Origin of the sequence: Streptomyces xinghaiensis S187 (assembly GCF_000220705.2) — a bacterium.
GTDB classification, from domain to species: Bacteria; Actinomycetota; Actinomycetes; order Streptomycetales; family Streptomycetaceae; genus Streptomyces; species Streptomyces xinghaiensis.
On record NZ_CP023202.1, the window covers coordinates 3,086,510 to 3,106,744 of the forward strand.

The following is a 20,235-nucleotide window of genomic DNA, read 5'->3' on the forward strand; positions in this document are numbered from 1 at the left end:
CCCAACCTCCCGGATAACCGGCATCGGCCCGGCGGAGGCGGCGGCGCGTGCGGTACACATTGTCTCCATCGGCCGCCGACCGGCGGCAACAGCTTTTCCGAAGGGAGCCGGGCACCGTGCAGCGATGGGCGTACGGAACGAGCGCCGTGGCAGCCGCGCTGCTCGTCGGGCTGACGGGGTGCACCGGTTCCTCCGGTGACGACGGCGGGGACGGTTCCGAGCAGGGCGACCCCTCCGCCAGCTCCTCCGCGGGGGCCGGCAAGTACCGCACCCTCCCCGAGGCCTGCGGCGCCGTCGAACGCGGCACCCTGCGCACCCTCCTCCCCGGCCTCGACAAGCTGGAGGGCACGAAGCGCGAGACGGCGTACGACGGCCAGCCGGCGCTCACCTACGACACCGACCGCCGCACCGGCTGCCGCTGGACCACCGGGCTCTCCGACGGCACCCGCAGCCTGGTCATCGACTTCGAGCGGGTCGTCTCCTACGACCCGGCCCTCAGTGACGACGACCGCGCCCAGCAGCTGTACGACAAGAAGGCCGCCGAGGCCGGCATCCCCGCCCCCGTCGACGAGAAACCGGACGACGGCAAGCCGTCCGCCGCCGCTTCCGAGTCCCAGGCCGGGAACGCCGACCCGGTCGAGACCTCGGGCGCGGCGGACAGCGGAGAGAGCGAGGACGGCGAGCAGGGCAGCGGGGACAAGGGCGGGGAAGGCGGCAAGGACACCGGAAGCAACGGCACATCCGGGGAGAACGGCGACGAAGAGGAGAAAGGGGACGAGGGCGAGGGATCCCCCGCGTCCTCCCCCTCCGCCGACCCTTCCACCGCTCCCCGCGCCCTCGACGGGCTGGGTGATGTCGCTTACATCGACGACCACCTCGGCACCGCCGATTCCGGCGCCCACCGCGACATCACGATCGTCTTCCGGGCCTCGAACGTCCTGGTGACCATCACGTATGACCAGTGGTCCACGCGCCGTTCGGACATCCCGGGCAGCAGGGAGCTCCAGGCCCGGGCGCAGCGCCTGGCCCGTGAGCTGTCGGACACCTTCGACGCATGACCGCCGCCCGCACCACCGTCCTCCCTTACGGTGGTGCGGCGTACGGGTGGTACCACCGCCCCTGGATGACAGATGAGCGAAGGAACCATGCACCGATCAGCCACGCGACTTCTCGCCGCCGCAGCCGTCATACCCATGATGTTCGTCGCCGGCTGCTCCTCGGACTCCGGTGACGAGGCGGAGGCCAAGCCGTCCGCGTCGTCGGCGGAGGCGAGCGCCTCGCCCACCACGGCCCCCGCGAAGTACGCCGACCTGCCCAAGGCGTGCAAGGCCGTCGGCAAGGACACCATCGAGGACCTCGTCCCCAAGGCCGACAGCGAGACCGGTACGGCCGGCAAGTCGAGCGACGTCAACGCGCGCAGCACCTGCTCCTGGTACGGCCTCGACGGCTTCCAGTACCGCTGGCTGGACATCTCCCTCCAGCGCTTCGAGTCCGACGCGACGCTCGGCAGCGCGGAGTCGCGCGCCCAGCAGTACTTCACCAAGCAGGTCGACGAGGCCAAGTCCGTCAAGGGCGGCAAGGACGTGAAGAACGCGAAACCGTCCGGCATCGGCGACGAGGCGGCCACGGTGCGCTACGACATCACCAAGGACGGCGACGGTTTCAAGAACCAGACCGTCGTGACCCGCACCGAGAACGTCGTCGTCACCCTGAACTACAACGGCGCCGGCTACGAGGACGCCAAGCCGCCGAAGGCCGACGAGCTGCTCAAGGACGCCGAGAAGGCGACCAAGGAGGCCGTCAAGGCCGTCGCCGACGCCAACAAGTGAGCGACGGCCACCGCGCCCGGACCGGGATCCGGACGGGCTTCCGCCGGAACCGCCCGTGAGATACCGCGCGTAACCGGGGATACCGCCCGGGAGCCCGGGCCCGCGAGAGGTCCGGGCTCCTCGCACTCGCACACATGTGCCAGGCTGTGCCCGCCAGTTGTCGACACCGGAAGGGGAGCGCGGGTGGCCGCCATGCAGCTGACACGCACACACCGCATCTTGATCGGGGTGGTGGTCGCCGGTGCCGTGCTGATCGCGGCGATCGGCTTCGCCGGTTCGTACGCGGCGGTCCGCGACCTGGCCGAGCAGAAAGGGTTCGGCGCCTTCTCCGTCGTCTTCCCCATCGGGATCGACGCGGGGATCGTCGTCCTGCTCTCCCTGGACCTGCTGCTGACCTGGATCCGCATCCCGTTCCCGCTGCTGCGGCAGACCGCCTGGCTGCTCACCGCCGCCACCATCGCCTTCAACGGCGCCGCGGCCTGGCCCGACCCGCTGGGCGTCGGCATGCACGCCGTCATCCCCGTCCTCTTCGTCGTCTCCGTCGAAGCCGCCCGGCACGCCATCGGCCGGATCGCCGACATCACCGCCGACAAGCATATGGAGGGCGTACGCCTCTCCCGCTGGCTGCTGGCCTTCCCCTCCACCTTCCGGCTCTGGCGCCGGATGAAGCTGTGGGAACTGCGCTCCTACGACGAGGTCATCCGCCTCGAACAGGACCGCCTCGTCTACCAGGCCCGCCTGCGCGCCCGCTACGGCCGCGCCTGGCGCCGCAAGGCACCGGTCGAGTCGATGATGCCGCTCCGGCTGGCCCGCTACGGCGTCCCGCTCGCCGAGACCGCGCCCGACGGGCTCGCCGCCGCCGGCATCGACCCGGCCGCACCCGCCGCCGTACGCCCCTCCCCGCGCCGCCCCGAACTCACCGCCGGGGAACACCGCTCCGGGGCCGGAACCGGGCAGGCGCCCGGCCGCGAACGCCCGGCGGAGCACACCACCGAGCACACCACCGCCGGGGAGTCCGCACCGACCGCCGGATACGGCGCCGCGGACCACACCGCCGCCGGCCCCGAGTACACCGGAACCCCCCGGTACGACGGAGCCCCCGCCACCCCCAACGGCACCAACGGCGCCGGCGGCACCGGAACCGGGGAGTACGACACCGCCCCCGGCCCCGTCCGCGAACCCCTCTCCCCGGCCGAGCCGCTCTCCCCCCGGGTGACCGTGCCGGTCGCCCCGGGCCGCGAGCGCCCCCTGGGCAGCCCCCAGCCGTACGTCCCGGCGCAGAGCGGCCCCTTCCCGGCCGTGCCGGGCCCCGCCGCGGAGGAGGAGACCGCCGCCGCCCCGGGCCTGCCCGACGACATGTCCCGCGAGGAGGCGTACTTCGGCGCGTTCCGCCGGTACGTCGCCGAGCGCGGCGACTTCCCCAACGCCCGCCAGTTCGGCCTCTACCTCATGGACCTCTACGGCATCCGCGGCCGCACCGGCGGCCCGCTCAGCGAGAGCTCGCTCCGCGGCTACCTCCGCGAGTTCCGCCACCGCTACACCGCCGAGATGGACACCGAGCACATCGCCTGACGGGCCCGCGCCGACCGCCCCGCTACGCCGACGGCGCGGTGCCACGGCCCGAGCCGCACCACCGCGCCGCCGCGCGTCACCCCACAGCGCCCTCTACACCCGTGCCGCCAGCAGCTTCCGCACCCGGTCCGCGCCGACCGCCAGCAGCAGCGTCGGCAGCCGCGGCCCCGTGTCCCGGCCGACCAGCAGCTTGTACAGCAGAGCGAAGAACGACCGCTGCGCCGCCTTCAGCTCCGGCGTCGGCTTCGCGTCCGCCGGGAGGCCCGCCTGCAGCTTCGGCACCCCGTAGACCAGGGCCGTCAGCCCGTCGAGCGACCAGTGCTCGTCCAGCCCGTCCAGGAGCAGCCGCAGCGACTCCCGCTCCGTCTCCCCGAGCGAGGCCAGCAGCCCGGTGTCCGGCTCCTCCCGGACCCGGGTGCGCTGCTCGGCCGGCACCTGCGTGCGGATCCAGTTCTCGGCGCGGTCCAGCCGGGGCCGGGCCTCGTCCAGGGAGTTGATCGGGTTCTCCGGGTCGAGGTCGCGCAGGATCCGCAGCGTCTGCTCGCCGTGCCCCGTGGTGACGTCCACCACCGAGGCGAGCGTCCGGTACGGCAACGGGCGCGGTGTCCGGGGGAGTTCGCCGACGGCCGTGCGGGTGGCACGGCGGTACGCGGCGGCGTCCGCGGGCTGGGCCGAGCCGTCGGCGATCCTCCGCTCCAGGGCGTCCCACTCGTCGTAGAGCCGCTGGATCTCCTGGTCGAACGCGATCTTGAAGGACTGGTTCGGCTTCCGCCGCGCGTACAGCCAGCGCAGCAGCGGCGCCTCCATGATCTGCAGGGCGTCCTCGGGCGTCGGCACACCGCCCTTCGAACTCGACATCTTGGCCATGCCGCTGATGCCGACGAAGGCGTACATCGGCCCGATCGGCTGCTCGCCTTCGAAGATCTCCTTCACCAGCTGCCCGCCGACGACGTACGACGAGCCGGGCGAGGAGTGGTCCACCCCGGACGGCTCGAACACCACGCCCTCGTAGGCCCAGCGCATCGGCCAGTCGACCTTCCACACCAGCTTGCCGCGGTTGTACTCGGAGAGCAGCACCGTCTCGGAGTGCCCGCACCGGCAGACGTACGTCAGCTCGGTGGTCTCGTCGTCGTACCCGGTGACGGTCGTGAAGTCCGTCCCGCAGACCGAGCAGTACGGCTTGTACGGGAAGTAGCCCGCACCGGCGCCCGAGCCGTCGTCCTCGGCCGCCGCGCCCGAGCCCTCGGCGGCGGCCTCCGCCGCGGCGGCCTCGGCCTCGTCGAGCTTCTTGCCCTTCTGCTGCCCGCCCGCTCCCGCCTTCTGCGCCCCCGGCTTCCCGGCCCCGCTCTTCTCCTTGGTGCGGTAGCGGTCCAGGACGGCGTCGATCCGCGCACGCTCGCGCATGGCGAACAGGATCTGGTCGCGGTACGCGCCGGAGGTGTACTGCAGCGTCTGGCTGATCGGGTGCACCTCGATGCCGAGCTGCTCCAGCGCCGCCACCATCGGCGCCTTGAAGTGCTCGGCCCAGTTGGCGTACTCGCTGCCGGGCGGCGCGGGCACGCTGGTCAGCGGCTTGCCGATGTGCTCCGACCAGGACGGGTCGATCCCGGCCGGCACCTTGCGGAAGCGGTCGTAGTCGTCCCAGGAGAGGATGTGGACGCAGTCGTGCCCGCGCCGCTTGATCTCGTCCGCGACGAGGTGGGGGGTCATCACCTCGCGCAGATTGCCGAGGTGGATCGGACCGGACGGGCTCAGCCCCGAGGCGCAGACGATCGGTTTGCCGGGGGCACGGCGCTCCGCCTCGGCGATGACCTCGTCCGCGAAACGGGAGACCCAGTCGGTCTCAGTGCTCTGAGCCACGATCGGCACGTCCTCTTCTTTCTTCGCTTCCTGCGCTCGGAAGCCGGGCGGTGCGCCCGGCGGTGGGTCCGGCGGTGAGCCCGACGCCGCCATTCTCCCAGACCCGTTAATGCCCCGGGCGCCACGGGAGCGCCGTGGGATACTGGCGGCGAACGCCGCCGGTCCGCCCGGCACCGCGGCCCGGCACCGCCGGAGCGGCACCGGGCTGCGCAGTCCGCCGAGCGGCCGCCACGGCCCCGCACCCCACCGCGAAAGAAGGCGCTAGCTCCTCATGGCCCCGGTCCCTTCCCTTTCCGCAACCGTCCACCAGCGTCTCGCCGAGGCCCTCGCCGCCGCCCTGCCGGAGGCCGGCGCCGCCGATCCGCTGCTGCGACGGAGCGACCGGGCGGATTTCCAGGCCAACGGCATGCTGGCGCTGGCCAAGAAGCTGGGCGGCAACCCCCGGGAGCTGGCGGGGCAGGTCGTGGACCGCATCCCCACCGCGGACGACGCCGACCCGGACCCGGTCGTCCGGGCCATCGAGGTCTCCGGCCCCGGGTTCCTCAACATCACCGTCGCCGACGCGGCCATCACCTCCACGCTGGCCCTGCGCGCGGCGGACGACCGGCTGGGCGTGCCGTACGCGGAGCGCCCCGGCACCACGGTCATCGACTACTCCCAGCCCAACGTGGCCAAGGAGATGCACGTCGGCCACCTCCGCTCCACGGTGATCGGTGACGCCATCGTGCAGATCCTGGAGCACCGGGGCGAGACGGTGGTCCGGCGGCACCACATCGGCGACTGGGGCACCCAGTTCGGCATGCTCATCCAGTACCTGATCGAGCACCCGCACGAGCTGGACCACGCCTCCGACGCCGCGGACGCGACCGCCGAGGGCGAGGCCGCGATGTCCCGCCTCAACCGGCTCTACAAGGCGTCCCGCGCGCTGTTCGACTCCGACGAGGCGTTCAAGGACCGGGCCCGCCGCCGGGTGGTGGATCTCCAGGCGGGGGACGAGGAGACCCTCGCCCTCTGGCACAAGATCGTCGACGAGTCGAAGATCTACTTCCGGGGCGTCTACACCAAGCTCGACGTGGAGATTCGCGACGAGGACGTCGTCGGCGAGAGCGCCTACAACGACGATCTGCACGCGGTCTGCCGGGAACTGGAGTCCTCCGGGGTCGCCGTCCGCTCCGAGGGCGCGCTCTGCGTCTTCTTCGACGACGTGAAGGGTCCCGACGGCAAGCCGGTGCCGCTCATCGTCCAGAAGTCCAACGGCGGCTTCGGCTACGCGGCCACCGACCTCGCCGCCATCCGCGACCGCGTCGGCAGCCTCAAGGCCGACACCCTGCTGTACGTCGTGGACGCCCGGCAGGCGCTGCACTTCAAGATGGTGTTCGAGACCGCCCGCCGGGCCGGCTGGCTGCCGGAGGGCGCCGCACGGCAGCTCCCGTTCGGCACGGTCCTCGGCAAGGACGGCAAGCCGTTCAAGACCCGTGAGGGCGAGACCGTGCGCCTGGTCGACCTGCTCGACGAGGCGGTGGACCGGGCCGCGACCGTCGTCGCGGAGAAGGCCCCGGACCTGACGGCGGAGGAGGTCTCCGAGCGCGCCGCGCAGGTCGGCATCGGCGCGGTGAAGTACGCGGACCTCTCCACCTCGCTCACCCGCGACTACATCTTCGACCTGGACCGGATGGTGTCCCTGAACGGCGACACCAGCGTCTACCTGCAGTACGCCTACGCCCGTATCCAGTCCATCCTCCGCAAGGCCGGCACGGCCGTCCCGAAGGCCCGCCCCGAGCTGCCGCTGTCCCCGGCGGAGCGGGCGCTGGGGCTCCACCTGGACGAGTTCGCCGAGACGCTGGCGGCGGTCGCCGAGACGTACGAACCGCACAAGCTGGCCGCGTACCTCTACCAGCTGGCCTCCGCGTTCACCACGTTCTACGACCAGTGCCCGGTGCTGAAGAAGGACAACTCCCCGGAGCTGGTGGAGAACCGCCTCTTCTTCTGCGACCTCACCGCCCGCACCCTGCGGCAGGGCATGGCGCTGCTGGGCATCCGCACCCCCGAGCGGCTCTGACGGGACGGTCCGCCACCCGTCGCGGCTCCTGCGGGTCCGCCTCGCCGCCCGGCCAGGACGGCCCGGGCAGCCACCGGACACCGGACACCAGGATCCGACGGGCCCCCGTCCACCGGCGACCGGCCGGCGGGCGGGGGCCCGCAGCGTTTCCGCCTCCCTGCCCGGAGCGCACCGCCCGGCCTCCCGGTCAGGCCCGTGGGCCGTGGGCCGTGGGCCGCGAGTCGTGGTCCGGCAACGCGGCCGCACCGCGTCCCACCCGGCCGGAACCACCCGCCTCCGCCCGCCGGGAACGGGTACGCGAGCGACATGCGCGGTCGAGTACACGCGGGCAAGCGCACGGCAGACGCCGGGCCCCGGGTGCGCGAAGCACCCCGCCTGCCCGCACGACCGCGCGTACGCGGCCCGAGTGGATCACGGCGGTACGCTCACCCCGGCAGCCGATACCGCACCACCCGGCACAAAATCCCCCGCGCCACCCCCACAGCCCCCAACCGCACCGAAAGAAAAGAGTGAGCGAGCCCCATGCCCCACCCCCTCCTCGACCTCGCACCGCTCTCCGCCGAGCACTTCGCCGCCATCGAACGGCAGGTCGCCTCCGTGATGGGCACCGACGCCGACGTGATCGTCATGCAGGGGGAGGCACTGCTGCCGTTGGAGGGCTGTATCCGCAGCGCGGCCCGCCCCGGCTCCACCGCGCTCAACGTCATCACGGGCCCGTACGGGCAGACGTTCGGCGGCTGGCTGCGCGACAGCGGCGCCACAGTCGTCGACATCGAGGTTCCGTACGACACCTCCGTCTCCGCCGAGACCGTCCGGAGGGCCCTGCAAGAGCACCCGGAGACCGAACTCGTGTCCCTGGTGCACGCGGAGGCCGCGACCGGCAACACCAACGCCGTCGCACCGGTCGGCGCGGTGGTCCGCGAACACGGCGCGCTCCTGATGCTCGACGCGGTGGCCTCCGTCGCCGCCGAGCCGCTGCACACCGACGCCTGGGGTGTCGACCTGTGCGTGATCGGCGCGCAGAAGGCGATGGGCGGCCCGGCCGGGGTCTCGGCCGTGTCGGTGAGCGAGCGTGCCTGGGAACGGATCCACGCCAACCCGGGCGCGCCGCGCCGCTCGTACCTCTCCCTCCTGGACTGGAAGGAGCGCTGGATCAACCCCGGCCGCATCGCCCTGCCGCACGCACCGGCGCAGCTGGAGATGCTGGCCCTGGAGGCGTGCGTCCGGCGTATCGAGGAGACCGGCGGGCTGGAGGCGTCCATCGCCCGCCACCGCGCCACGGCCGCCGCTCTGCGCGCCGGTGTCGAGGCCCTGACCGACCAGAGCGCGGAGGGCCTGCGTCCGTACGTGACCGACGCCCGCGACGCCGCTCCGGTCGCCACGACCCTGCGGGCCCCGGATGCCCTCGATGCCCGCGAACTCGTCGCCGCCGCACTGGCCGTCGCCCCGTCCGGCGCCCCCGCCCCGCCGCTGGCCGCGGGCGGCGGCGCCCTGGGCGGCGAGATGATCCGGGTCAACCACTACGGCCCCGACGCCACCCCGGGCACTGTCGTCCGCGTCCTCTCAGCTCTGGCCGAGGCCCTGAACGCGGCAGGCGTCCGCGCCGACTTGGACGCCGCCTCCACGGCGGCAGAGGCGGCCTGGTCGGGCCCGGAGGAGTAGCACCGGCGGGAGAGGCCGAGACACCGAGAGGCCGGAAGGCCGAGAGGCCGGAAGGCCGAGAGGCCGGAAGGCCGAGAGGCCGGAAGGCCGAGAGGCCGGAAGGCCGAGAGGCCGGAAGGACATGGCCCGAGGTCGCCGACGGCTCCGCGCCGTTGCCCCATACGCGAGGCAAGAACGCGAACGGTAATGGTCCGGTCCGTCCCCGGCCTTCCCCGCCGACAACACCAAGGCCGCCTTCACGGCCCGCCCCACCGCAAGCCGCTTCGACCGAGAACCCGGAGAAGGCCACAGAAGGCCACAGAAGGCAAGAGACTGTCCACACGCCATGGGAGGTTCGCCGGGTGGGCGACCCGGTGACCGCGGTGGGCAACCGGGTGGCCGCGGCAACAGATGCTTCCCTGACTGTCCGAGGCCGCGCCGGCCGGGATTACGGCGCCGGATGGGCGGCGCGATGGTGTTCACGGATGCGTCGCGGGCTGTCCGGTGCCGTGACGGGTCGGGGTTACGGCGCCGGGTGGGCGGCGCGATGGTGGTGGCGGATGCGTTGCGGGCTGCCCGGTGCCGTGACGGGTCGGGGTTACGGCGCCGGGTAGGCGGCGCGATGGTGGTCGCGGATGCGTCGCGGGCTGCCCGGTGTCGTCCTGGTAGGGGTTACGGCATCCGTGTCGGGGGTGGCCCCGTGGTCGGTCGTCTATCCGGTGCCGTGCGCGCCCGGGGTCGTGTTTGAAAAGCATGGCGTGGCTGGTGCCGGTGGGGGTGCACGGAAGCACACGCGCGCCTGGGTTCTTCGGCTTCCCGTTCGTCGTGGCGGGCTGTCGGTGGTGACGGTCGTGGCGGGTGGCTGCGCGGCGGGCTCTCCCCTCTCCCCTCTCGCCGGTTGCCGGTTGCTGCTTGCTGCTTGCTGCTTGCTGGTCGGTGGGGGCTGGGGGCGGCTCGTGCCCGTGGAGGCCGAGGTGCTTGCCGTCGCCGGTACACATCAACGCCGAGGGCCGTGCCCCCTGCCAGGTGTTGCCCGCCCGGTGGCCGCGCAGGGTGGGCGTCAGGTTCTGGTTTCGGGCAGGGGTGTGGGCCCCTCCGCGTGGTGGCGAAGGGGCTCGCGCCGGTGGCTCCCGAGGGGCGGCGGCTACGTGATGTGGGCGAGAGGCTGGGGTGGGTTGGTGTAGGCGTGGCCCGTCGGTGCGGTCCAGGTGACTTCGCCGGTGTCGGGGTTGCGCTGCACCTGCCATGCGGTGCGGTGTTTCAACAGGTGGTGGCGTCGGCACAGCGGCATCAGATTGTCCGGCTCCGTCGCCCCACCCGCTTGCGGGTCCTGGTGGTTGAAGGGCTGGATGTGGTCCAGGTCGCAGCGGTGGGCGGGCATCTGGCAGGAGGGGAAGGTGCAGGTCGTGTCGCGGGCGGTGACGTGGCGTTGGGTCTCGGCGGTGGGCTTGTAGGTGGTCGGATCGGTCTTGACCAGCAGCCCGGTCTTCGGGTGGGTGATCAGACGCCGCCAGATCGTGCCCGGAGCGAAAGCCACCTCCCGCACCTGCCCAGCACTGATCGGCCCGTAGCCCTTGAGCTGTCCGGGCTCCTCATCCACCCCGATCAACGTGTCCATCGACACCGTCACCTGGACCACCGCCGCCGACCGGCCACCGGGGGTCGCGTCTCCGGCGGGGCGGTTGACGACCAGGTCATACAGAGCATCCACCCGCTTCTGGTTCAGCGTGCGCCCGTCATCGCCGAACGTGGCGGCGTGCGCATCGACGGCAGCATCCAACTGCGCGGCTTGCGGGGTGGGGAGGAACGCGGTCCAGGTGGCCATACCGTCCTCGGTCGCACGGTGCCAGATCGTGCGGTCCTCCCGCCGCCGGCGATGCCGCACCTCCGCCCCCAGCGGATCCGCCCTCAGCACCGCCCGGTTCAACGCCCGCCGAGTCTGGCCCACCGACTGGCCCGGCATCTTCGCCACCACCATCGCCTCCACCCGCCCGGCGGCCTCCGGGTCCAGGGTGCCGGTGACCTCCGTCACCGCCTTCGCCTGCAGATAACAGATCTCCCCACGCTCCAACAGGCCCACGGTGGTGGGGAAACGGCCCTCCAGGGCGGTGGCCACCGCCAAACGTTCCGCGGCCGTGTTCCCCGACAACTTCAACGCACAGGCCACATCCTCACAGGCGAAGTCCCAGTCATAGTCCGCCCAACCCCTCCCATCCGGCCTCGCATCCAGAGCATCCGCCTCGATATCCGCCAGCAGACCCACCTGCTGCGCCTGAATCCAGGAGGTGTGCCGCTCCCAGGCCTTCAAAGCATCGATCCGCCCAGTCGTGGAAAGCTGCCCGCGCTCCAACAGGCCAAGCATCGCCGCCGTCTGCGGACCCGGCACAGCCGACGCCAGATGCGCGGCCCACTCATCCGCCGTCACCGGCCCTCCCGGCGGGCCGGTTGTTTCGGTCTCGTCGTGGTCGAGCAGCGTGGCCTGCATGACATTCCCCCCGTCCGGATCACCCGCGTGAACTCCCGCCCTCACGCAGCGAGTTCCTACCCCCTATTTTCCGTCACGGACGGTGATGAATCCAGGTCCAGGACACGGAACCACCCGAACGAGTGAGCGAAAGCGGACCCGGGAACTCCACCCATGGCCCACACCGAACACCAGCAACGCCACCCACCACCACGGCCCTGCGACCCAGCTCGCCACGACGGCGGAGCAGCCCGACACCCCCACCGCGCCCGCTCCCAGCTTCCGCAGTCCCCGACCGGGCACCACGTCATCGCCGACGCCCCACCCAGGTCATCGCCGACGCCCCACCCAGGTCATCGCCGACGCCCCACCCAGGTCATCGCCGACGCCCCACCCAGGTCATCGCCGATGCCCCACCCACAACCGGACCTCACCGCCGGACCGCCCCCGGAAGAACCTCGCCAGCCCGACCCCAGCGGCAGCCGACACACCGCCCGCAGCAGCCACACGGCCACCCACCCGCGACCGCCACCACCGACAGCCCGCCACAACGAACGGGAAGCCGAACAACCCAGGCGCGCGTGTGCTTCCGCGCACCCCCACCGGCACCAGCCACGCCATGCTTTTCAAGCCGTCCCCGGGCGCGCACGGCACCGGATAGACGACCGACCACGGGGCCACCCCCAGCACGGATGCCGTAACCCCCACCAGGACGACAACGGGCAGCCCGCGACGCATCTGCGACCACCATCGCGCCGCCCACCCGGCGCCGTAACCCCAACCAGGACAACGACGGAGAGCCCGCGACGCACCCGTCTCGACCACCGACCACCCCGCCCCGCCGTCGGCTGCGGGCGGCTGCGCCCTGGCAGGGTAAGCCGCCGACCGCCTGTACGCCCGGAGAATCCGGTCCCCGGAACACCCGGTCCCCGGAACCCCCAGAACCCCCGGAACTCCCCGAGGACGCATGTAAGCCCCCGGGCTACTCCTTCCGGCCGGTCGTGGCGACGGTGATCCCAAGGCCGATCATCGCGAACCCGCCGGCTCCGCCGATCAGGTCGAGTCGCCTCGGTGAGCGGGCGAACCAGCTTCGCGCGGCGGCCGCGGCCAGCCCCCACACGCTGTCGCAACTCACCGCGATGACGTTGAAGACCAGTCCGAGCAGCATCATCTGGAGGGCGGCGTACCCCTGGCCGCGGTCGACGAACTGGGGCAGCACGGCGGCGAAGAACACGATGGTCTTGGGATTGGCCACGCCAACCGCGAACCCCTCCCAGAGCGTGCGCCGCAGACCACCGCGCCCCTGTTCCTGCCCCGGTTTGGGTCCCGGCCCCGGCCCCGGTCCGTCAACGGCGTCCGACACTGGCGGGGCCTCGACCCCGTGGTGCGCCCCCCGCTGCCGCACCGCCCTGATGCCGAGGTACACCAGATACGCGGCACCCGCGAGCTTCAGCACCGTGAAGACCAGAACCGACCGTTCCACCACAGCCCCGACCCCGAGGGCCACGGCCCCGACGAGGACGCAGGAGCCGAGCGTGTTGCCCGCGACCGTGGCCAGCGCGGCGCGGCGTCCCTGCGCCAGAGCCCGTCCGATCACGAAGAGCACGCTGGGGCCGGGGATCACGATCAGCAGGAAGGACATGGCCGCGAACGCCAGAAGCCGGTCTGTGGACACCATGCTGCTCACGCAACACGAGAACCGCTCGTGCGTCCATGCCGCTTTCCGCCGGTTCTCCGCCGGCGGACCCCCGCCCCACCAGGCAGCCGGGCCACCAGGCAGACCAGGCGCCACCGCGGCAGACAGACCGGCCAGCAGACAGGCCAGCAGACAGGCAGACAGCCGTGCAGACCTCCGGGCTCCGTCCCCACCCGGCGCACCGAGCGGGGACGGAGCCCGGAGAGTCCGTCACGGAATCGCTGTCACAGAGTCACGGACTCACGCAGCCGTCGTCACTCCCCCGGCCGCCCCGACCGCCTGGCTGTCCCAACCGCCCGGCTGCCCCCGACCGCCCGACCGCACCCGGCCCTCCCCGCTCACTCACCCCGGGCCAGCCGCTGCGCGGCCTCCACCGCCCAGTAGGTGAGGATCATGTTCGCCCCGGCGCGCTTCGCGCCCGTCAGGGTCTCCATGATGGTGCGGTCGCGCTCGATCCAGCCGTTGGCCGCCGCGGCCTCGACCATGGCGTACTCCCCCGACACCTGGTACGCCGCGACCGGTACGTCCACCGCGTCCGCGACCCGGCGCAGCACGTCCAGGTAGGGCAGGGCGGGCTTGACCATCACGATGTCGGCGCCCTCGGCCAGGTCCAGCGCCAGCTCGCGCAGCGACTCCCGTGCGTTGGCCGGGTCCTGCTGGTAGGTCTTCCGGTCGCCCTTCAGCGACGAGTCGACGGCCTCGCGGAACGGGCCGAAGAACGCCGACGCGTACTTGGCCGTGTAGGCGAGGATCGAGACGTCCTGGTACCCGGCACCGTCCAGTGCCTCCCGGACGACCTTCACCTGGCCGTCCATCATGCCGCTGGGGCCGACCACATGGACGCCGGCCTCGGCCTGCACGCGCGCCATCTCGGCGTAGCGCTCCAGTGTCGCGTCGTTGTCGACCCGGCCCGCCGCGTCCAGGACCCCGCAGTGCCCGTGGTCGGTGAACTCGTCGAGGCACAGGTCGGACATGACGACGAGGTCGTCGCCGACCTCGGCCCGCACATCGCGGATGGCGGCCTGGAGGATGCCCTCCGGGTCGGTCCCCGCGGTGCCGCAGGCGTCCTTCTCCAGCGGCACCCCGAACAGCATGATCCCGCCGAGCCCCGCCTCGGCCGCCTCGGCGGCGGCTTTCCGCAGGCTGTCCCGGGTGTGCTGGACGACACCCGGCATCGAGGACACCGGCACGGGCTCGCCGATCCCCTCCCGTACGAAGGCGGGGAGGATCAGCTCGGCGGGGTGCAGCCGGTACTCGGCGACCATGCGGCGCATCGCCGGGCTGGTGCGGAGCCGGCGCGGCCGGACCCCCAGGTGCTCCAGTCCGACGGTGCCCGCTCCCTGCTGGCGGTCGTTGCTCATGAAGTGGCGCGCCTCCTGCGCGATCCGGGCCTGCGCTCGCTCGGACGGGTGACGGGGTCGCCCGCCTCGATGGCGGCCGCCCGGCGCTTGGCGCCGAAGTCGGCGAGCGCCTCGGCGAGCCGGGTGACGGACGGCTCGGGCGACAGGACGTCGACCCGCAGGCCGTGCTCCTCCGCCGTCTTGGCGGTGGCCGGGCCGATGCAGGCGATGACGGTGACGTTGTGCGGCTTGCCCGCGATGCCGACGAGGTTCCGCACGGTGCTGGACGAGGTGAAGAGCACGGCGTCGAAGCCGCCGCTCTTGATGGCCTCCCGGGTCTCGGCCGGCGGTGGCGAGGCGCGCACGGTCCGGTAGGCCGTGACGTCGTCCACCTCCCAGCCCAGCTCGATCAGCCCGGCCACCAGGGTCTCGGTGGCGATGTCGGCGCGCGGCAGGAAGACGCGGTCGATCGGGTCGAACACCGGGTCGTACGGCGGCCAGTCCTCCAGGAGCCCGGCGGCCGACTGCTCGCCGCTCGGCACCAGGTCGGGCTTCACGCCGAACTCGACCAGCGACTTGGCCGTCTGCTCGCCCACCGCCGCGACCTTGATCCCGGCGAAGGCGCGGGCGTCGAGCCCGTACTCCTCGAACTTCTCCCGGACGGCCTTGACGGCGTTGACCGAGGTGAAGGCGATCCACTCGTAGCGGCCGGTGACCAGGCCCTTGACCGCGCGCTCCATCTGCTGTGGGGTGCGCGGCGGTTCGACGGCGATGGTCGGCACCTCGCTGGGCACCGCGCCGTAGGAGCCGAGCTGGTCGGAGAGGGACGCGGCCTGCTCCTTGGTCCGCGGCACCAGGACCTTCCAGCCGAAGAGCGGCTTGGACTCGAACCAGGAGAGCTGGTCCCGCCGGTCGTCGCAGCTGTGTTCGCCGACGACGGCTATGACCGGCTGCCCGCCGTCCGCCGAGGGCAGCACCTTGGCGGCCTTGAGCACCTGCCCGATGGTGCCGAGCGTGGCGGTCCAGGTGCGCTGGCGGGTGGTCGTGCCGGCGACGGTGACGGCCATCGGGGTGTCGGGCTTCCGCCCGCCCGAGACCAGTTCGGCGGCCGCGGCCGCGACGGTCTCCAGGGTGGTGGAGACGACGGCGGTGGCGTCGCTGGAGCCGACCTCGGTCCAACATCGCTCAGAGGCCGTGGCGGCGTCGACGAACCGGACGTCGGTGCCCCGGGCGGAGCGCAGCGGCACACCGGCGTAGGCGGGCACGCCCACGGCGGTCGCCACTCCGGGCACGACCTCGAAGACGATGCCCTCGGCGGCGCAGGCGAGCATCTCCTCGGCGGCGTCGCCGTCGAGGCCGGGGTCGCCGCAGAGCGCACGCACCACCCGCTTGCCGCTCCGCGCGGCCTCCATGACAAGATTGGCGGCACCCTCCAAGGCGTGTACCGCCGTGGAGTTTGATGTGCCGTCATGCGCCTGCAGCTGCGGGATGTCCACCCCTGCCCGCGTGTGGGTGACCACGACGTCGAGCACCTGCGGGTCGGCGACCAGCACGTCCGCGTGGGTGAGCGCCTCCACGGCGCGCAGGGTCAGCAGTCCCGGGTCTCCGGGCCCGGCACCGAGGAAGGTGACGTGACCGAGGGGCGGCTGGTGTGCGGAACGGAAGTTTACGGCGGTGGGGCTCACAGTGCTCGCTCCCCCATAAGACCGGCCGCACCCTTGGCGAGCATCTCGGCGGCGAGTTCGCGGCCGAGAGCCGCGGCGTCGTCGAGCGACGAGGGTACGGGACCGGTGGTGGACAGCTGCACCAGCGTCGAGCCGTCGGTCGTGCCGACGACGCCGCGCAGGCGCAATTCGGTGACAGTCTGCCCGTCGGCCAACAGGTCGGCCAGCGCCCCGACGGGTGCGCTGCAGCCGGCCTCCAGGGCGGCGAGCAGGGAACGCTCGGCGGTCACGGCGGCCCGCGTGTGCGGGTCGTCGAGCTCGGCGAGCCGGGCCGTGAGGTCGGTGCCGTACACCTGGTGCACGGCGGCGCACTCGACGGCCAGCGCCCCCTGGCCGGGAGCGGGCAGGACGGCGTCGACGGGAAGCCTCTGCGTCGCCTCGCCGGCGCGGCCGACCCGGTTGAGGCCGGCGGTGGCGAGGACGACCGCGTCGAGCTCGCCGGAGCGCACGTAGCCGATGCGGGTGTCGACGTTGCCCCGGATCGGTACGGTCTCGACGGCGCCGCCGAGTGCGGCGGCCCAGGCGTTGAGCTGCGCCATGCGGCGCGGCGAGCCGGTGCCGATCTTCGGCGCTGGGCGGCCGTCGCGGCCGAGGGCGGCCAGTTCCTCGAAGGTGAGGCCGTCGCGCGCCACCAGGGCGTCGCGCGGGTCCTCGCGGACCGGTACGGCCGCGACGACGAGGTCCGCCGGCTGCGTGGTCGGCAGGTCCTTCAGGGAGTGGACCGCCAGGTCGATGTCGCCGGCGAGCAGCGCGTCGCGCAGGGCGGAGACGAAGACGCCGGTGCCGCCGATCTGCGCGAGGTGCTCACGGGAGACGTCGCCGTAGGTCGTGATCTCGACCAGCTCGACGGGGCGTCCGGTGAGGCCGCTGATGGCGTCCGCCACCATGCCGGACTGGGCCATGGCGAGCTTGCTGCGCCGGGTGCCGAGCCGGAGCGGTCCGCTGCCCGCGAGGGCCCCGGAGCCGGTGACGGTGCCGGCCACGGTGATACCCGCCGTGCCCGGCATGCCCGTCGCGCCGGTCGTGGTCGTGCTGGTCGTGGTCCTGCTGGTGGTGCCGGTGGTGCTCATGGTGCCCTTGTCGGTCATGCCCGCTCCCGTTCGGAGTCGCCGCTGTCGGCCCGGCTGACGGCGGCGACCGCCTTGGGGTCGAGGTCGAAGAGTTCACGCAGCGCGTCCGCGTACCCGGCGCCGCCGGGCTCGCCAGCGAGCTGCTTGACCCGCACGGTGGGCGCGTGCAGGAGCTTGTCGACGACACGGCGCACGGTCTGGGTGATCTCGGCGCGCTCCTTGTCGTCCAGGCCGGGGAGACGGCCGTTGAGCCGGGCCATCTCGCTCCGGACCACGTCTGCGGCCATGGTGCGCAGGGCCACCACGGTGGGGGTGATGTGGGCGGCCCGCTGCGCGGCGCCGAAGGCCGCGACCTCCTCGGACACGATGGTCCGCACCCGGTCGACGTCGGCCGCCATCGGCGCGTCGGCGGAGGCCTCGGCGAGGGTCTCGATGTCCACGAGCCGTACACCCCGGACGCGGTGCGCGGCGGGGTCGATGTCGCGGGGCATCGCCAGGTCCAGCAGCCGCAGCCCGGGGCCGGCGGCCGGTGAGGCGGGCCCGGTCCTGGCGGCGAGGGCGTCCTGGAGGTCGTCGGCGGTCAGGACGAGTCCGGTGGCGCCGGTGCAGGAGACGACGACGTCCGCCAGCGCCAGCTCACCGAGGACGCTCTCCATCGGGACGGCCCGCGCGGCCGGCCCGGCAGTGCTCCCGGTCGCGGCCGCGGCGGCCGTCCGCTGCTCGGCCAGTCCGGCCGCGAGCCGCTCGGCCCGCTCCAGGGTGCGGTTGGCCACCGCGATCTCGCGGACGCCCGCGCGCGCGAGGGTCGCCGCCGCGAGGGACGACATCGAACCGGCGCCGATGACCAGCGCCCGCTTGCCCGCCGCCCAGTCGGTGACCTGCGCGGCCCCCTCGGCGGTGGCGAGCTCCGCCAGTCCGAAGGTGACCAGTGACTGGCCGGCCCGGTCGATCCCCGTCTCGCTGTGGGCCCGCTTGCCGACCCGCAGGGCCTGCTGGAAGAGGTCGTTGAGCAGCCGCCCGGCGGTGTGCAGCTCCTGACCGAGGGCGAGCGCGTCCTTGATCTGGCCGAGGATCTGCCCCTCGCCGACGACCATCGAGTCCAGTCCGCAGGCCACCGAGAAGAGGTGGTGGACGGCCCGGTCCTCGTAGTGGACGTAGAGATACGGGGTCAGCTCGTCCAGCTCGACGCCGCTGTGCACGGCGAGCTGGGTGGACAGCTCGGCGACCCCGGCGTGGAACTTGTCCACGTCGGCGTAGAGCTCGATGCGGTTGCAGGTGGAGAGCACCGCGGCCTCCGCGGCCGGCTCGGCGGCGAGCGCGTCCTGGAGCAGCTTGCCGCGCGCCTCGGGGGCGAGGGCGGCCCGCTCCAGCACGCTGACCGGCGCGCTGCGGTGGCTCAGACCGACGACCAGGAGACTCATGCCGGCATCACGGCGGGGACGTCCCCGTCAGGGCCCTTTCCTCCGGCGGTGCCGCCGCGGACGGCGGGGGCCGGGCGCGCGGGGGCGGCCAGGGCCTCCTCACCGGCCTTCCGCTGCTCGTGGAAGGCGAGGATCTGCAGCTCTATGGAGAGGTCGACCTTGCGCACGTCCACCCCGTCCGGAACGGAGAGGACAGTGGGCGCGAAGTTGAGGATCGAGGTGACGCCGGCCGCGACGAGCCGGTCGCAGACCTGCTGGGCGGCGCCGGCGGGGGTCGCGATGACGCCGATCGAGACGCCGTTGTCCTCGATGATCGCTTCGAGTTCGTCGGTGTGCTTCACCGGCAGGCCGGCCACGGGCTTGCCCGCCATGGACGGATCGGCGTCGATGAGCGCGGCGACCCGGAACCCGCGGGAGGCGAAGCCGCCGTAGTTGGCGAGCGCGGCGCCGAGGTTACCGATACCGACGATCACTACCGGCCAGTCCTGGGTCAGGCCGAGCTCGCGGGAGATCTGGTAGACGAGGTACTCGACGTCGTAGCCCACACCCCGGGTGCCGTAGGAACCGAGGTACGAGAAGTCCTTGCGGAGCTTCGCGGAGTTGACCCCGGCCGCGGCCGCGAGTTCCTCTGATGAGACCGTGGGAACCGAACGCTCGGACAGAGCGGTCAGAGCGCGCAGATACAGCGGTAGCCGGGCGACGGTGGCCTCGGGAATCCCTCGGCTTCGGGTCGCCGGTCGGTGCGTTCGGCCAGTTGCCACGGTGCTCCTGCGGGTAGAGCGAGGCTGTGGGCGGCCTCGTCTCCACGGACCGCCCCGTCTTTTGCAGGCTATGTCTTTGTGAACGTGTGCACAAAGATGGTGTCCGTTTTGTCCTTGCAAAGTGACCGGGCTCACGCGATGGAATCGCGCCACCGGGGAACCGGGCACGGCGTTCACCGCACCACCGCATCGCGCCACCCACGGGGGCACCGGCCCACCCCTCCTCGTCACTCCACCCCCGAGCGCACCGGAACGGGCCCCGATGCTAGTGGAGTACCTGGCCGGTTCCCACCCGTCGTACGGCCCCGGATCCCCGGTCCGGCGGCCGGAACGCGGCGGGACGGCGCCCGGGGCCGGGAGCCTGCGGGGCACCTCCCCGCGCGGCGCCGCGCCCGCCCGGCACAATGCACTGCATGAGCCCATTGCCGCGCCGTTCCCACCGCGACCCCGCCGACCGCGTCGTCACCCTGATCGGCAAGCCCGGCTGCCATCTGTGCGACGACGCCCGCGAGGTGATCAGCGCCGTCTGCGGGGAACTCGGGGCCACCTGGGAGGAGAAGGACATCACCCGGGACGAGGAGCTGTACCGCATGTACTGGGAGCAGATCCCGGTGGTGCTCGTGGACGGGGCCCAGCACGACTTCTGGCGGGTCGACCCGGACCGCCTGCGGAAGGCCCTGCGCGGCTGAGGAAGCCCGGGCTCCGGGGCCCCGCGCCGGCCCCCGGCGGACACACCCGGGGCACCCCCGGGCCGGGTCACAATCGCGCCGGCGGTTGTTCACGTGCCGCAATTCTCCC

Annotated in this window: 14 protein-coding genes; 6 read left to right on the forward strand and 8 right to left on the reverse strand. The window is 72.8% G+C overall.

Going from position 1 to position 20,235, the window contains the following annotated elements:
• Positions 1 to 116 precede the first annotated feature (116 nt).
• The 3 genes from SXIN_RS13190 to SXIN_RS13200 all read left to right on the forward strand — a co-directional run bounded on the left by SXIN_RS13190 (position 117) and on the right by SXIN_RS13200 (position 3,401).
• Complete coding sequence (locus SXIN_RS13190) at positions 117 to 1,058, forward strand: hypothetical protein (RefSeq protein ID WP_039820535.1); 942 nt, start codon at positions 117 to 119, stop codon at positions 1,056 to 1,058.
• A gap of 72 nt (positions 1,059 to 1,130) precedes the next feature.
• Positions 1,131 to 1,829, forward strand: a complete 699-nt coding sequence (locus SXIN_RS13195) for a DUF3558 domain-containing protein (RefSeq protein ID WP_238153752.1) — start codon at positions 1,131 to 1,133, stop codon at positions 1,827 to 1,829.
• A 192-nt stretch (positions 1,830 to 2,021) separates the two neighbouring features.
• Entirely contained in the window at positions 2,022 to 3,401 is a 1,380-nt protein-coding gene (locus SXIN_RS13200) for a DUF2637 domain-containing protein (RefSeq protein ID WP_238153753.1), read from the forward strand.
• A 93-nt stretch (positions 3,402 to 3,494) separates the two neighbouring features.
• Here the strand turns inward: SXIN_RS13200 and lysS are convergent, their stop codons facing one another.
• A complete protein-coding gene (lysS, locus tag SXIN_RS13205; protein ID WP_019707710.1) occupies positions 3,495 to 5,270 on the reverse strand; it encodes a lysine--tRNA ligase in 1,776 nt (591 codons plus the stop codon).
• Positions 5,271 to 5,532: 262 nt separating this feature from the next.
• Between lysS and argS the strand changes: the two genes are divergently transcribed.
• Entirely contained in the window at positions 5,533 to 7,320 is a 1,788-nt protein-coding gene (argS, locus tag SXIN_RS13210) for an arginine--tRNA ligase (protein ID WP_019706335.1), read from the forward strand.
• Positions 7,321 to 7,842: 522 nt separating this feature from the next.
• On the forward strand, positions 7,843 to 8,982 hold the full coding sequence (locus SXIN_RS13215; RefSeq protein ID WP_095757021.1) for a pyridoxal-phosphate-dependent aminotransferase family protein: 1,140 nt from the start codon (positions 7,843 to 7,845) through the stop codon (positions 8,980 to 8,982).
• Positions 8,983 to 10,105: 1,123 nt separating this feature from the next.
• Here the strand turns inward: SXIN_RS13215 and SXIN_RS13220 are convergent.
• From SXIN_RS13220 to SXIN_RS13250, 7 genes are all read right to left on the reverse strand, one after another.
• Complete coding sequence (locus SXIN_RS13220; RefSeq protein WP_095757022.1) at positions 10,106 to 11,446, reverse strand: HNH endonuclease signature motif containing protein; 1,341 nt, start codon at positions 11,444 to 11,446, stop codon at positions 10,106 to 10,108.
• Between the two features lie 961 nt (positions 11,447 to 12,407).
• A complete protein-coding gene (locus SXIN_RS13225) occupies positions 12,408 to 13,103 on the reverse strand; it encodes a LysE family translocator (RefSeq protein ID WP_039820531.1) in 696 nt (231 codons plus the stop codon).
• Positions 13,104 to 13,459: 356 nt separating this feature from the next.
• Positions 13,460 to 14,482: a porphobilinogen synthase gene (gene hemB / locus SXIN_RS13230; protein ID WP_019707707.1), complete on the reverse strand. Its 1,023-nt coding sequence runs from the start codon at positions 14,480 to 14,482 to the stop codon at positions 13,460 to 13,462.
• Complete coding sequence (locus SXIN_RS13235) at positions 14,479 to 16,146, reverse strand: bifunctional uroporphyrinogen-III C-methyltransferase/uroporphyrinogen-III synthase (protein ID WP_019707706.1); 1,668 nt, start codon at positions 16,144 to 16,146, stop codon at positions 14,479 to 14,481. Before SXIN_RS13235 ends, hemB begins: the two co-directional genes overlap by 4 nt.
• The gene (hemC, locus tag SXIN_RS13240) at positions 16,143 to 17,192 is read right to left on the reverse strand and encodes a hydroxymethylbilane synthase (protein ID WP_095758028.1); all 1,050 of its coding nucleotides are present in this window, start codon (positions 17,190 to 17,192) and stop codon (positions 16,143 to 16,145) included. The genes SXIN_RS13235 and hemC overlap by 4 nt, the downstream gene beginning before the upstream one ends.
• Positions 17,193 to 17,269: 77 nt before the next feature.
• Entirely contained in the window at positions 17,270 to 18,676 is a 1,407-nt protein-coding gene (locus tag SXIN_RS13245) for a glutamyl-tRNA reductase (protein ID WP_019707704.1), read from the reverse strand.
• Positions 18,673 to 19,437, reverse strand: coding sequence for a redox-sensing transcriptional repressor Rex (locus tag SXIN_RS13250; protein WP_019707703.1), 765 nt, complete (start codon positions 19,435 to 19,437; stop codon positions 18,673 to 18,675). Before SXIN_RS13250 ends, SXIN_RS13245 begins: the two co-directional genes overlap by 4 nt.
• A gap of 413 nt (positions 19,438 to 19,850) precedes the next feature.
• On the opposite strand from SXIN_RS13250, the gene SXIN_RS13255 reads away from it, so the two are divergent.
• Positions 19,851 to 20,126 carry a glutaredoxin family protein gene (locus tag SXIN_RS13255; protein WP_039820527.1) on the forward strand — a complete coding sequence of 92 codons (276 nt, stop codon included), beginning with the start codon at positions 19,851 to 19,853 and terminating at the stop codon, positions 20,124 to 20,126.
• The last annotated feature ends 109 nt before the right edge of the window (positions 20,127 to 20,235 follow it).